This window comes from Pseudomonas sp. UBA5706 (assembly GCF_002419965.1).
Lineage (GTDB): Bacteria > Pseudomonadota > Gammaproteobacteria > Pseudomonadales > Pseudomonadaceae > Aquipseudomonas.
This window is the reverse complement of the sequence record NZ_DIHC01000028.1, coordinates 102,961-115,845: the sequence shown is the minus strand read 5'-3', so window position 1 is coordinate 115,845 and position 12,885 is coordinate 102,961. Positions and strand designations below refer to the sequence as shown.

Below are 12,885 nucleotides of genomic sequence, written 5' to 3'. Positions count from 1 at the left end.
CATGACGACTGCTACCGCTCAAAAGCTCCCTACGTCCGAACAGATTCGCGTCATGGCTTGCGATATGTTCAGTCGCGACGGTTACAAAGGTGTGGGTATGCGAAGGCTTGCCGCTGCGGTGGGCATCCAGGCCGGATCGCTCTAAAACCACATCGATAGCAAGCAGGCACTACTCAGTGAGCTCTTGACTGAGTACGAGTTGAGTTTGTTGCAGGTCTTCAAGAGCAGGAGTATCAGTCGAGCAAGCACCCCTCTACAGATGGTCGCCGTGCTGTGGGACAAAGTTGAGAGCTACGTTCACCAGAACAGCAAGCTTGCTCAGTTGGTTCGAGCAGAAGGTGCCAACCTGACGCCGATGCAGGCCAAAAGGATTGTGGCCATCCGGCAAAAAAGAGTGCGAGAGCTTTACCGACTTCTGGCAGCGATGCCAGAAGTTCGATTGAGTGATGGTGGCCTTCAGGCTGTAGCGGAAGAGCTCTACACGTTGGTTGACTGTAACGCGAAGCTGATTGTCGAACTGGACACGCAAAACAATGAGTTTGTGAGGCGGCAGTTGCGAGATATGGCATCCATGTTAATGATCAAGCGCGACTAGCGATTTGTAGCCTAATCCTTTTTGCTCCGGGCGTTAGCGAGGCCCACCACGCATGGGTAACACTTAATACCTGGGGCGTTTTCATAGTGTTGGGGGGAGAGCCGCTGCTTACTCGGCCTGCTTCAGAGGGCCGGCAGCACGAGCTCGCAAAAACTCTACGAATATCGAACAAACTTTCGACTGAGCGGCTTGCGGCTTGGTCACGATCTGAAACCTCCGTATCGCCCACTCATCAGCCAGCGGGATGGCCACCAGCTCTACGCCCGGAATATAGCTGATGGATTCACGTGGAATGATGCCCAGGCCCAGTTCGGCCTCGACCATCCGGCACACCGCGTCAAAGCTTTTGACGTGTACTTCGTATTTGATTTTCTGTTTGGCAAGTCGAGCCGCTTGATCCAGCCGACGATACAGAGGACTGTCTTTGTGCAAGGCGACGTGGTTAAAGGGCAGTGTTTCGCTGAAGGCCACTGAGCATCGCTCACTCAACGAGTGGCCATGGGGTACGACAACTACCAATTGATCGCTACGGTACTCCGTGATGGTCAACCCTCTTTCTTCTGCGTTGATCAGCTCGGTACCGATGCCGACATCGCTGACGTTACCACTTACGTCGTCAATAAGTTCTTCGCTGGTTCGCTCGTGGAGCTCAAGCTGAATACCGGCATGGGCTTCTCTATACGCTCGAATATCCTGGGGTAAAAACTGAACGATGCTGGATCGGTTGGAACTGATACGCAGATGGCCCTGCTCGCCGTCAGCGTAGTGGGATAGAGCGGCAGACATGGCCGTGATTTCACCGAGTACGTGCTTGGCGTGCTGCAGCAGACACAGGCCTGCGGGGGTTGGCTGAATGCCCTTTTGCAGGCGGTACAACAGTGGGGCACCCACTACCTCCTCAAGCTCCGCAATGCGCTTGCTCAACGCGGAAGGAACCAGGCCTTCTTTTTCTGCGGCACGGCCAAACGTGCCCTCATCACAGGCTGAAATAAAAAGTCTAAGTGTCGTTGGATCAAACCGCCACAGATTGTGCACAACGCCCCCCAAGAGATTTTTTCACCTTTGGCATCACTTTTTACCGTTACCCAAGAAGCTTAAGTGTTCCTAGCATGTCTGAATGATGAGGAACGAGCCATTATGACAACAAAAATCAATTTCTCTGGACGCTTTCTTTTTCTCTCATGCAGCGAGGCTGCAGTACGTAGCCAGCTTGCCGGTGAGAACCTGAGTGCTGCTGAGGCATTCCCCCTGCGCGACGACATCTCTACCGACGAAATTACCCCGGTGGTCATCATGATGACCTTTGATGAGCGGCTGGGGAAATATCCCTATGTTGGCTTCAAAACAGAGGGCGTGCTTCCGATTGCCGAAGACGCTGTCAAACAGGGTGGTTTTGAAATCACAGTCGCCGGCAGGCGATACGGCAAGGGTTCATCGCGCGAATCCAGTCCGCTCGCTGAGAAATCAGCGGGTATCCGTTTGATCATTGCTGAAAGCTTCGAGCGGATCTATCGCCAAAATTGCGACAACATCGGGATTTACACCTCGACGGATTTCGGCTTGATCGAAAGGATCAAGGCTGGTGAATCAATTGATATTGGTGAGTTCCTCAAGGGCAGGGACGCAGTGACTCAAGCAGTCATCAGCGCTGGAGGTCTGCTTTCCTACAGCACCCAGCATTTGCCCAAAGTCGCTGAAAAAGTCTTCAACGAAATTCCGACGAGTCGGCCTTTGACGCTCGTGGAGAAGATCATCGAGCGCCGTCGTGTAGCTCCTCATGGAGACATAGCAAAAGGCGAGGGCGTGTTTCTGTCCGCAGACTGGCGATTCAGCCATGATTACTTCACCGGCATGTGCGCGCACTTTATGCACGAAGCGTTTGGTCAAAACCTGACCTTGGCGCGGCCTGACGAAATCATCGCGTTTCAAGACCACCTCATCCTGGCGAACCAAAGCTTTCCACATGTTCGAGACAACCTGCTCGCAGCAGTGGGTGGTTTAGCGAGCGCTCATGATGAGTTCGTCAGGCGCTACCCGGTGCGTGCCCATGGCGCCCTCAAAGGTCAGCCGGGCTCAGAGGGTATCTGTCACGCGCTGATGACTGAAATGCATGCTCTGCCAGGGCAAGTCGTGGTGGGCACCGATTCTCATACTCCTCATTCCGGAGCCCTGGGCTGCCTGGCATTCGGGGCCGGTGCGACTGATATTGCTAATAGCTGGGCAACAGGGTTCATCAGATGTCGGATGCCCGAGACTATTCGGGTGGAGCTCAATGGTCGGCTTAACCAAGGCGTAACGGCCAAGGATCTTGTGCTTGAGCTACTGCGCAGTGATTCCATCAAGAAAGGCAACGCCATCGGTGCAGTCTTCGAATACGCCGGGGACGCAGTTACGGCACTATCAATAGACGAACGTGCCACGCTAACAAACATGGTTGCCGAATTAGGCGGTTTCACAGGGATCGTTGCGCCTGATCAAAAGACCGTCGACTTTATCCGGGCTCGCAGGGGGGTGAATATTGAACTCGAGGCCTGGATGGTCAGCGATGAGGGGGCAGAATATCGGGAAGTAATTTCGATTGATTGTTCAGAGCTGACGCCGCTGGTGGCATCTCCGGGTGACCCGGGAAACGGTTTGACCATTGATGAGTTAGCAGGGCCGGTACACATCGATATTGCTTACGGTGGGTCTTGCACCGCAGGTAAACGTGAAGACTTTGATTATTACCACGAGGTGCTTGCATGGGGTCTCAAACGTGGCCTTGCAATCCCTGAGCAGACCCGACTGTTCCTTCAATTCGGCACGCTTGCTGTGCGCGATTACTGCGTATCCATGGGTTATCTGAAAACGTTCGAAAAACTCGGGGTTGAACTGATCATGCCGGGTTGTGGGGCATGTGCTAACTGCGGCCCAGGGTCTTCGACCCGCGCCGACCAAGTGACGGTGAGCGCCATCAATCGAAACTTCCCAGGGAGATCAGGCCCAGGACAGGTCTGGTTGGCTAGCCCCTACACGGTGGCCGCGAGCGCGCTCTTGGGGCGTATCTGCAGCTTCGATCAATTGAAGCAGATCAGTGAGCAGCGCGAGGTGGTCGTATGAGCACCGCAACCGCTGACCTCTGCGATGAACATGAGACTGCGATTCACGATGGTGAACTGGCCATTTTGGCTGGCGACTGGCGATGGTTCGGACAACTACGTTCTTTGAAGGGCTCGGTATCTACCCTCGCAGCGGCTGGGTGCAATTATGAGATTCGGCAGGCACTCGCAGAGCTTGGCGCTGGTCGCATACTGTTCATTGATGCACAGGGCGATAAAGGCGCGTGCATTGGTGAAAATCTTGCCCTGCTTGCCCAGCGCAATGGCTGGGGTGGTCTGATTATCAAGGGAAATATTCGCGATGCCTCCCAATTGCAGCACGTCCCTTTAGGCATCGTGGCGCAGGGTACTTGGCCCCGACGAAGTGAGAATAAAGAAGGGGGGCGCCGTGACGTGCGCCTCGTGCTAGGCAACGAACATGTCTCCCCGGGCGACATCGTCTGTGCTGATGAGGACGGAGTGGTAATACTGCGTCATCCGTGAGCCGATCGTTCTTATAAATCTCCGACAATTACAATTATGGAGAATCACAATGGCTGGAATCGAAAGCTCCGCCGGCGGTGCCGGGCAGGAAATCAACGAGCTGCTGCTGTACCGTCGAATCGCATGGCGGATACTCCCGCTCACAATCGTGTGTTTTCTATTCTCCTACTTCGACAGAATCAACATCAGCTTTGCCAAAACTCAGATGCAGCACGAGCTTGGGCTTAGCGACGCGGCCTATGGGCTGGCTGCGAGTATTTTCTTCTTTGGCTACGTCCTTTTCGAAGTACCCAGCAGCTTTGGTCTCAAAAAATACGGTGCTCCAAGCTGGATCTGCCGAATTATGGTTTCTTGGGGGCTGGCGACAGCCGCATTGGTATTCGCTTACAACGAATACACACTCTACTTCCTACGCTTTCTGATTGGCGTGATGGAGGCGGGGTTCGGGCCTGCGCTTCTGTTCTACCTCGCCTGCTGGTTCCCCAAAAAGAACCTCGCCAGCATGAATGGTATTTGGTTTCTGTCGATCCCGCTGTCGGGCGTACTGGGAGCTCCCGTTTCAGGCTTCATTCTCGAATACATGAATGGCTTTCTCGGTTTAGCGGGCTGGCACTGGTTGTTCGTCCTTTCAGGGCTACCGTGCAGTGCGCTAGGAATCCTCGTACTATTCAAGCTTGATAAAGACATACAGTCGGCCAAGTGGCTTTCGGTTGCTGAGAAGGAGGTGCTACAACGTAACCTCGACAACGACAAGAAAGAGTCGAACCCGATTCACACAACCCTGCTCAAGGTGTTGTTGACCCGGGAGGTTGCGATCCTCTCCGTCATCTACTTCATGATCAAGCTGACTGGCTACGGGCTCAATTTCTGGATGCCTCATCTAATCACTTCAGCTGGTGTGAAAAGTCAGATGTGGGTGGGTCTGCTCACGGCATTGCCTTACCTGGTAGCAGCGGTGGGAATGATCTTGGTTACCCGGAGGTCTGATCGCTCTGGCGAGCGTAGGAAGTACCTCTGGCAGTGCATGCTGGTAGGCGGGATTGGTTACTTCGCCGCACTTTATTTCAATGATTCGTACGTGCTACTGACTGCGTTCCTGGTACTTGCGACTGCCGGGGTATTCATCGCGATCCCGATTTTTTGGACGATCCCTCAACAGGCCTTCAGCGGGCTTGCCATTGCTGGCGGTATCGCTGCAATCAATACAGTTGGGCAGTTGAGCGGGATGGTCGCGCCATTGTTGGTTGGTTATCTGAATGACCTCACTGGTAACACCTATATGGGCATGCTCGCCTTGGCGCCGTTTTGCCTTATCTGTGTTGGAGTCATCTTGTGGGGAATTCCAGATGATCGGCCGAGAAAGCCAAAGAAACCGGTCGGTGGCTCACACTCCATGACCGTGGTGAGCAGCTAAGCAACGCTCAGGGGGGGGGCGGTAATTAACTCGTTTATTCTTGACGACTTCCCCGCCGGAGTTCGTTGTGGAGGCAGACCGGTTTAGGCTTTTCGCCCCCTGCCCACAGCACTTGGGCACATTCGCCATTTATGGTGACTGGGCACTTGGTAAAGAGCGTCGGGTCAGTGCATCGCTGGAGGTCTGCCCCCTGCGAGCGGGTGTCCTACAATCCTGGCGTTTTGCACGGCAATTGGAGAATTGGAAGTGCTGAGTCACTGACTTCCGAGCCAGTGACTAATCACATGGGTGCGGCTGATGCCCGACCGGCCCCCACTCGCGAGATGTCGGACAGTGTAGAGCGCAGAGCTCGTGGCCTGCGCCACCGCATGCCGTGGCAAGCCCCTACCCTCGTTGCGCTGTGGAATCACTAAGACGATTGTACTCCGGCCTTGGGCGACGTATTTCAGACATGCTCTAAGCAAATCGCATCTCTGTAGTTTTCAAACACTCCCCAATCGATTTGGACGGGCTAATAGCCGCGGATCGCATCGACTGTATTTAGCAAGGGCATGCCTGCGTGCAAGCGATCAATATTGGCGAGGATCTGCTCGCCAATAATCTCGAACGATGCACTGGACGCGATGTGAGGAGTGACAATCACCCCGGGCGTGTTCCACAGTGGATGGTGCAGCGCCAGCGGTTCTTGGCTGAAAACATCAAGCAAGGCACCTCTCAATTGCCCGCTGGTCAGGGCATCCACCAGATGATCCTCACACAAATGGTCGCCGCGCCCGCAATTGATAACTGCTGCCCCCTTTGCGAGTGAGCCGAAGCTCTCTGCGCAGAGAATGCCTCGGGTGTGTTCGGTCAAGGGCAGCAGGCAGATCAGAATGTCCAGCCCCTCCAAAAATATTGGCAGTTGGTTGGTGGTAAATGTCTGAACCTGCTCGATGGCTTGTTCGTTGCGGGCCCAGCCTCGCGTGTTGAATCCAAGTTGGGCCAGTTGCACCGCGACCGCTTTTCCCAACTGGCCAAGGCCCATGATGCCAACCTTGGTGTCGCGGGCAGGTCGTTGCGGTAGGCGCTGCCAGGTCTGTGTGGATTGGTTCGCTATCATCTGATCGAAACGGCGGTGGTAATGCATTACGCCCCATAACACGTACTCGAGCATCCCTTGGCAATGCCCTGGGTCGACAATCCGGCACACCGGGATGTGCGCGGGACGGCTCGGTTCGCTGAAAATGCGCTCGGCACCAGCCCCGACGGAATGTATTAGCTTCAGGTTGGGCAACGTCCCCAGGCTACCATCAGGGGGCGCCCAGCAGACCGCGACCTCGGCGTATTGGGCCAAACTGTCTTCAGGGCGACAGAAGATCAGGTGAGGGCGGCGGTGCGCCATGATTTTCTGCGCCTGAACTATGTCGTTACCCGGCCCGACCAAGACGATGGGAGTCATGAGCAGTACGCCTCCTGCTGGTTTTGGATCAAGCTTAATGCGGCAGCCCAACCGAGTTCGATCAGCCCGCTTTCATCGTCTTGCTCGAACTGGCGTGCAGTGAATTCACAGGTTTCGGCACTCGGCAGGTTCAGCGCATTGCCGCCAGCCATTGCCTGGATTTGCGCCTGGCAGGCTCGCTCGAGAATAAAAATGGTCTGGAACGCATGGGCGACGCTGGCCCCGGCGGCCAATAAGCCGTGGTTGCAGAGGATCATAGCGTTGTGAGCCCCCAGGTCGCGTACCAGTTGCTCACGTTCTTCGACGCGGGTCGCGATCCCCTCGTAGCGGTGGTATCCGATACGGTTATAGAACTTCAAGGCGTGCTGACTGATAGGGAGCAGTCCATCGACTTGTGCCGACACCGCGATGCCGGCGGCGGTGTGTGTATGAATTACGCAGTGCAGGTCCGCACGGGCTTCATGAATGGCCGAATGAATGACGAAGCCTGCGCGGTTGACCCGGTGGTTCGGGAAGCAGGGGTCCGTCACCTTGCCATCCTTGTCGATACGTACCAGGTCGCTAGCCCTCATATGCTCGAACAGCACCCCATAGCGATTGATCAGGAAGTGGCCTGTCCCGTCGTCGAGTCGCATGGATATGTGGGTATCGATCAAATCTGTCATGCGAAAGTGCGCGACCAGTCGGTACAGGGCAGCCAGTTGGCAACGGGCGTGCCATTCTGATTCGGGCATGTTGAATACGGAGCAGTTATTCATCGTTTCAGTCTCTGTGTTGCTGGGCAGTGTGCAGTGCAAGGTCTGCGTGTTTGGCACACCCGTCACTTGGGCAATTACATTGTTTGTAGGGGCGGAGGAGATCAGTGAGACAGGATGTCGTTGGCCGCAGAGTTTTCAGTCAATCCATATTTGGCCAGAGCCGCCGCGTAACTGCCATCGGCTACGGCATCCTTCAGCGCCTGGCTGATGGCCTGGCGCAACTGTGCAGAATGTTTGGGAAATGCAGCAACAATGGCCAGACTGTTGAGGGGGCCGCCAATGGTCACGTAAGTACCTTTCTCCAACGCCATGGTGGTCGGGACCGATTCGCTGCTTTGCACCGCAACATCTGCGCGGCCTTGTTTGAGGTCCAGCCGCGCAGTGGCCGTGCCATCAGTAGGCTGCACCTGTATGGCGGGTCTGCCAGCTGTCAAGCAATGGGCATCGCTCCAAGTTCGCATGGCTGCGTCAAAAGCATTTCGACGGTTGGCGCTGACTTTCAGGCCACAGATATCCAAGGCACTGGCAATCGGTGCATGGGACGTCAGGGTATAAGGCTGCATGCCTGAATTAAGGTAGGGCAGGTAGTCCAGGCGATCGGTCGCTTCGGGTGCATCGAGCAGGCTGAAGGCCATATCGACGCGGCCGGTCATCAGAGAGTTAATCGCTGACTCATAGGAAACTTCCTCCCACTGGATGGTGACCCCAAGGCGCTTGCCGAGATAGTCGGCCAGATCCACGTCGATTCCGACCAGTTGGTTGTTCTCAGGCTTGCGCCAGGCCATGGGCGGGAAACTGGCGAAGAGGGCGATCTTGATTGCGTGAGCGGCCTGAATGTTGATGGGAAGCGGAATTGGGGTCTGACGGGTTTCAACTGCGGTCGCTGGCAGGCAGGCCATCAGCGATGAGGCGGCGAGCATTGCGCCGGTCAAGTGGATGATCGAGGGACAGGACATGGGAGACTCCAGATTGGGCCAAGCAAAATGCTCGCAAGCGTTGGCGGCCGCGTAACTGCCGCACGGTGACTTGGGGCACCGTGCAACCGTCTTGACCGGTTTACAGAACGTTCAATGGGTATTCGGTGATCACCCGCACTTCATCGATCTGACCGCCGCGTTCTGAACTGCGATAGCTCGCATGGCGGACCCTGAATGAAAGATTCTTCACTGGCCCACTCTGAATCACATAACGCGCCTCGGTGTCACGTTCCCACGCCTTGCCGTCTATATCTCTGCCTTTTCCGCTCTTAAAGTCATAGCCCTTGATGTAGCGCGTCATGAAGCTCAGGCCGGGCACACCGTAGGGGGCCATGTTCAGGTCATAGCGAGCCTGCCAGGATTTCTCGTCTTCGTAATCGAAATCAGAGTACTGCACGGAGTTGGCGAAGTAGTAGATCGAGTTGCCGTCCGGACCGTAGAGGTAGTCGCCGGTACCTGACACGCGCTGATGAGCCAAGGTGAAAGCATGGGCGCCCTGCGTATAGGTTGCCGCCAGGCTCCAGATGCGGTTGTCCAGCTCGCCGCTACGTGCCTGGCCGATGCTCTTGGTGTCGTAGCCGTTAAAGTCAAACTTCAGCGATTGGGTACCACTCAGGGGCAGCACATAGTTAGTATTGACGTAGTACTTGCGAAAGTACTCGTCGGTCTTAGCGTAATACAAGCTGCTCGACAACCGATCGGTGAGTTTGTAGACGCCCCCTGCGTAGTCGACCGACGTCATGCGTCCACTGTCGTGGGAGGACTGGTTGCGGTTAGTCAGCGCCGTGAAGTGACCGGCATCCAGTCGCAGGTTTTTGATTTCCTTGCTGGTTAGCGAGAAACCGTCGACGGTCTCAGGTAACAAGCGGCTGTCAGAAGTGGCAAGCACGGGCAGCGACATGATTTGCGTGCCGTATTTGAGCACGGTGTTGGAAATCCTCATCTTGAAGACGCCTCCGGCCTTGGCATACTCATCCTTTGCTCCACTGCTATCAGTCTCAAGCAGATTGGTGCCGCCACCGTAACGCCCGCCGCCGGTGTCGAGCTTGAGAGCGTATTGACCGATCAGGTCGACACCGAAACCCACTGTGCCCTGCGTGAAACCCGATTCCAGCGTACCAACGAAGCCCTGCGCCCATTCCTCGCCATAGTTTTGAGAGGCGCCAGAGGCGTGGTTGTCACGCTGCATATACATGTTGCGGGCTTTGACCGCGATCTTGGTGCCTTCGACAAAACCAGTGGAATCCGACTGGTCGCTGGCGAACACGAAATGGCTGGTACTGGCCGATACGAGAAATGCGGCCAAACTGATTTTACTGACATTCATTCAAACGGCTCCTTTGACTCTCTCACACCCGCCGACTACGACGGTGCATTTATGAGGGCAGTGTTCAAGCAGGTCTTGCGGCCGGCGATTCATTACGCCGAAGCCTTTTTTATAGAGCGCGAGCTACTGCGGCGCAGAGCGCAGGGCAGGAAGATAAGGGTGAAACACGATGAGAGTAAGCACTTGTCGGCATCCACCGAATAGTGCTGGCGACCATTTTTATAATGCGAGTTGGAGACGGGGCAATGTGGCAATACTTATATTGAATATTGGCAATTCAGATAAACAATCCGATGTATATATTTGGGCAGGGTGCGCACTGATACTGGGCTGCACGCTAAGCTACCATCGCGTCAGCCTGGGGCGATTGGTTGATGATTTGCACCATCGGCGTGCATCATCATTCGATGATCGTTGACCGATCAACGCGTCGAAACAAAGCCACGGAGCCCATCCGTAGCGAGTTTTGTGGGCGCGCACTCACGTATTGGCGCAGACTTCGTCCTGGTTTGTGGCGAGGTACGGGCCGTGAAACCCGTCGTGGCGTGTTTCCTGCAAATACGTGTAAGGCGCCCATAATTTATTTAAGGCGCCTGATCGGCACTTCATTGCATTTTCTTCGATAGGTTTATTCCGTGAGTCCTTCGCCAAGTGCAGTCGTTAAGCGCCCCTTTACCCGATCCTTGGGCGAGCGGGTGGACTGGAACTTATTACGCACCTTTCAAGTGGTCGCTCAAGAATTGAGTATCAGCCGCGCCGCTGTTCGCTTGCATTTATCCCAGCCCGCCGTCAGTCAAGGCCTAAAGCGTCTGGAAGAGCAAATGGGCACGCCGCTTATCGAACGACACGGTCCCAGATTCATGTTGACACAATCAGGTATCGAAACGCTGAGAGTGGCCGCTGAGGTGTTGGGGCAATTCGCGCAACTGGATGCAGCGCTGGAGCAATCCAATGGGCAGGTGGTGGGCAAAGTACGCCTGTTGGCCGTGAGCGGCATCCAATGCGTTCACTACGACCGCTTTCTTGCAACGCTGCATCAGGATTACCCGGGTATCGCCTTAGAAATCGAAGTGCAGTCCAGTGATGCCATTGTCAGCGCCCTTTCCCAAAAAACGGCAAGCTTTGGCCTGGCGGTCAATCGCTCTGCCAATGCATGGCTAGGCCAGCAGTTTCTCACTCGTGAGAGTTACGGCTTTTATTGCAGCCACCTACATCCCCTGTACAGGCTCGACGACCTGACGGTGGAAGATCTGCGCAACGAGAGCGTGATCAGTTTCACCGGTGATTTGCTTGGAGGTACGTTGTCGGCGTTGGCAGAGTTTCGCGACCGGCATCATTTGAACGGTCAGATAGTGGCGTCGTCAGCCAACACTCAGGAGGTATTGCGCCTGGTAATGGCGGGGTTTGGCATTGGCTGCCTACCACAGCATATCTGTGAAGGCGAGGTAGCCGCGGGGCGGCTTTGGCGTCTGCCGCCATCTGAGGGCGTGTGCGAGGTCGACATTCAGTTGCTATGGAATCTGGACCAGCGCTTCACCATGGCCGAGACGGTTTTTTTGCAGCGTCTGCGAGATGCTAATATGGAAAATCCGGCGCGTGTTTGATGTGTTAGATGAGGGCGGTGCCTGAGTGCGCCTAAGAAATTTGCACCTGTGGGGGGCGGTTTTATTGGTTTTTAGGCCTCGATCCCTGCCCATTTGCTATATTTCTTCAACACTCTCTGCCATGCATTTCAAAAAAAGTTCCAGTAATGGGTTGTGCGGCGTATTTGGCTTGCATAGGAGTTTAACTGGCGTGGCAACGGCAAAAAGTTCTGGCTTTACCGAGCGCATAACTCCTTTATCAATGTAGCCCTCTGCCCAATGGACGGGCAAGTAGCCCAAGTAGCGACCGGTCATGATCATGATTGCGACGGCCTCAACTTGCGTGGCAATCGCGGTGGCGTTTCTCAATCCGAGTAACTTTATTTTTTCCTTGTGAGTCGCATAGGTGTGGTCAACGAATTCGGCATGGGTTAAGCAAGTTTCGTCAATGTTTTCATCGTTCATCGGGAAGAATTCGTGCGACTTTGAGCAATATAGCTCGGACCGTTCTTGGTAAAGTGGTATGACCTGGAATTCTTCTTTTCCGTGGTAGACCGGGACAATGCCGACAGCAAAACGGCCCTTTAAAATGCCCTGCTCTATTTCTTCAAGTGGCGCGACATTAAGCCGCACTCTTGCCTTTGGGGCTCTGTTTTGCAAGGCTTTTATGGCCTTAACAAGGGGCGAGGCAGCGTCCGAAACCGTGTTGTCGATCACGGCGATGTTCAGGTCGCCCAATAACTCGGCGCGCACATTGCCTACCCTGTCTTTAAAATTATCCAGGGCCATGAAAAGATCTAGGCTTGCATCATAGATAAGCTTGCCTTCCTCAGTAAGGCAAAATTTTTCGCGACCACGCGTGCATAGGCGCATACCCAGTCGTATTTCAAGATCGGATATCTGTTTGCTGATAGCGGCCAGGCTGATGTTTAGTTCAATTTGCGCTGCCGTGAAGCCACCCGCTTCAACGACGGCCCTGAACACTTTGAAGAGTTTTAGGTCCATTGCGCTAGCCATGGATATAGCCGCATCACCACTTCGCTTAGGCAGCTTTCCATTTTCTATAAGTTGACTTGCCATTTGGAATATTTCCCCAGCGTTTGAATTTTCCTAGCATCCATCTCCTGTGATCGGTTCATTATTTTTAATCAGGCGAATGCATCCGGTCATTCAACTTCACACCTGGCGACTCTCACCTCGCATCCTGGTGTT

At 54.8% G+C, this 12,885-nt stretch carries 12 protein-coding genes; 6 read left to right on the top strand and 6 right to left on the bottom strand.

Features of this window, described 5'->3' with window-relative positions; translation table 11 throughout:
• Window position 1: 1 nt before the first annotated feature.
• Both B3I26_RS12770 and B3I26_RS12765 read left to right on the top strand, forming a co-directional pair.
• A complete protein-coding gene (locus B3I26_RS12770; RefSeq protein WP_296258116.1) occupies window positions 2–145 on the top strand; it encodes a TetR family transcriptional regulator in 144 nt (47 codons plus the stop codon).
• 54 nt (window positions 146–199) lie between these two features.
• Window positions 200–595, top strand: a complete 396-nt coding sequence (locus B3I26_RS12765) for a hypothetical protein (RefSeq protein WP_296258114.1) — start codon at window positions 200–202, stop codon at window positions 593–595.
• Window positions 596–703: 108 nt separating this feature from the next.
• Here B3I26_RS12765 and B3I26_RS12760 read toward each other — a convergent pair whose 3' ends face one another.
• Entirely contained in the window at window positions 704–1,630 is a 927-nt protein-coding gene (locus B3I26_RS12760; RefSeq protein ID WP_296258112.1) for a LysR substrate-binding domain-containing protein, read from the bottom strand.
• Window positions 1,631–1,732: 102 nt separating this feature from the next.
• Between B3I26_RS12760 and B3I26_RS12755 the strand changes: the two genes are divergently transcribed.
• The 3 genes from B3I26_RS12755 to B3I26_RS12745 are packed head-to-tail and all read left to right on the top strand — an operon-like array spanning window position 1,733 to window position 5,590.
• Window positions 1,733–3,694 carry an aconitase family protein gene (locus tag B3I26_RS12755; protein ID WP_296258111.1) on the top strand — a complete coding sequence of 654 codons (1,962 nt, stop codon included), beginning with the start codon at window positions 1,733–1,735 and terminating at the stop codon, window positions 3,692–3,694.
• Window positions 3,691–4,176, top strand: coding sequence for an RraA family protein (locus tag B3I26_RS12750; protein ID WP_296258110.1), 486 nt, complete (start codon window positions 3,691–3,693; stop codon window positions 4,174–4,176). Before B3I26_RS12755 ends, B3I26_RS12750 begins: the two co-directional genes overlap by 4 nt.
• Before the next feature lie 49 nt (window positions 4,177–4,225).
• On the top strand, window positions 4,226–5,590 hold the full coding sequence (locus B3I26_RS12745; protein WP_296258109.1) for an MFS transporter: 1,365 nt from the start codon (window positions 4,226–4,228) through the stop codon (window positions 5,588–5,590).
• 511 nt (window positions 5,591–6,101) lie between these two features.
• On the opposite strand, the gene B3I26_RS12740 is transcribed toward B3I26_RS12745, so the two are convergent.
• From B3I26_RS12740 to B3I26_RS12725, 4 genes are all read right to left on the bottom strand, one after another.
• Complete coding sequence (locus B3I26_RS12740) at window positions 6,102–7,028, bottom strand: 2-hydroxyacid dehydrogenase (RefSeq protein WP_296258108.1); 927 nt, start codon at window positions 7,026–7,028, stop codon at window positions 6,102–6,104.
• Window positions 7,025–7,786 carry a class II aldolase/adducin family protein gene (locus tag B3I26_RS12735; RefSeq protein WP_296258107.1) on the bottom strand — a complete coding sequence of 254 codons (762 nt, stop codon included), beginning with the start codon at window positions 7,784–7,786 and terminating at the stop codon, window positions 7,025–7,027. The genes B3I26_RS12740 and B3I26_RS12735 overlap by 4 nt, the downstream gene beginning before the upstream one ends.
• 101 nt (window positions 7,787–7,887) lie before the next feature.
• On the bottom strand, window positions 7,888–8,742 hold the full coding sequence (locus tag B3I26_RS12730; RefSeq protein WP_296258105.1) for a transporter substrate-binding domain-containing protein: 855 nt from the start codon (window positions 8,740–8,742) through the stop codon (window positions 7,888–7,890).
• A 100-nt stretch (window positions 8,743–8,842) separates the two neighbouring features.
• Window positions 8,843–10,090: an OprD family porin gene (locus B3I26_RS12725; protein ID WP_296258103.1), complete on the bottom strand. Its 1,248-nt coding sequence runs from the start codon at window positions 10,088–10,090 to the stop codon at window positions 8,843–8,845.
• 635 nt (window positions 10,091–10,725) lie between these two features.
• Here B3I26_RS12725 and B3I26_RS12720 point away from each other — a divergent pair.
• Window positions 10,726–11,694, top strand: coding sequence for a LysR family transcriptional regulator (locus B3I26_RS12720; protein WP_296258102.1), 969 nt, complete (start codon window positions 10,726–10,728; stop codon window positions 11,692–11,694).
• 96 nt (window positions 11,695–11,790) lie between these two features.
• Here the strand turns inward: B3I26_RS12720 and B3I26_RS12715 are convergent, their stop codons facing one another.
• Window positions 11,791–12,753, bottom strand: coding sequence for a LysR family transcriptional regulator (locus tag B3I26_RS12715; RefSeq protein WP_296258101.1), 963 nt, complete (start codon window positions 12,751–12,753; stop codon window positions 11,791–11,793).
• Window positions 12,754–12,885 lie beyond the last annotated feature (132 nt).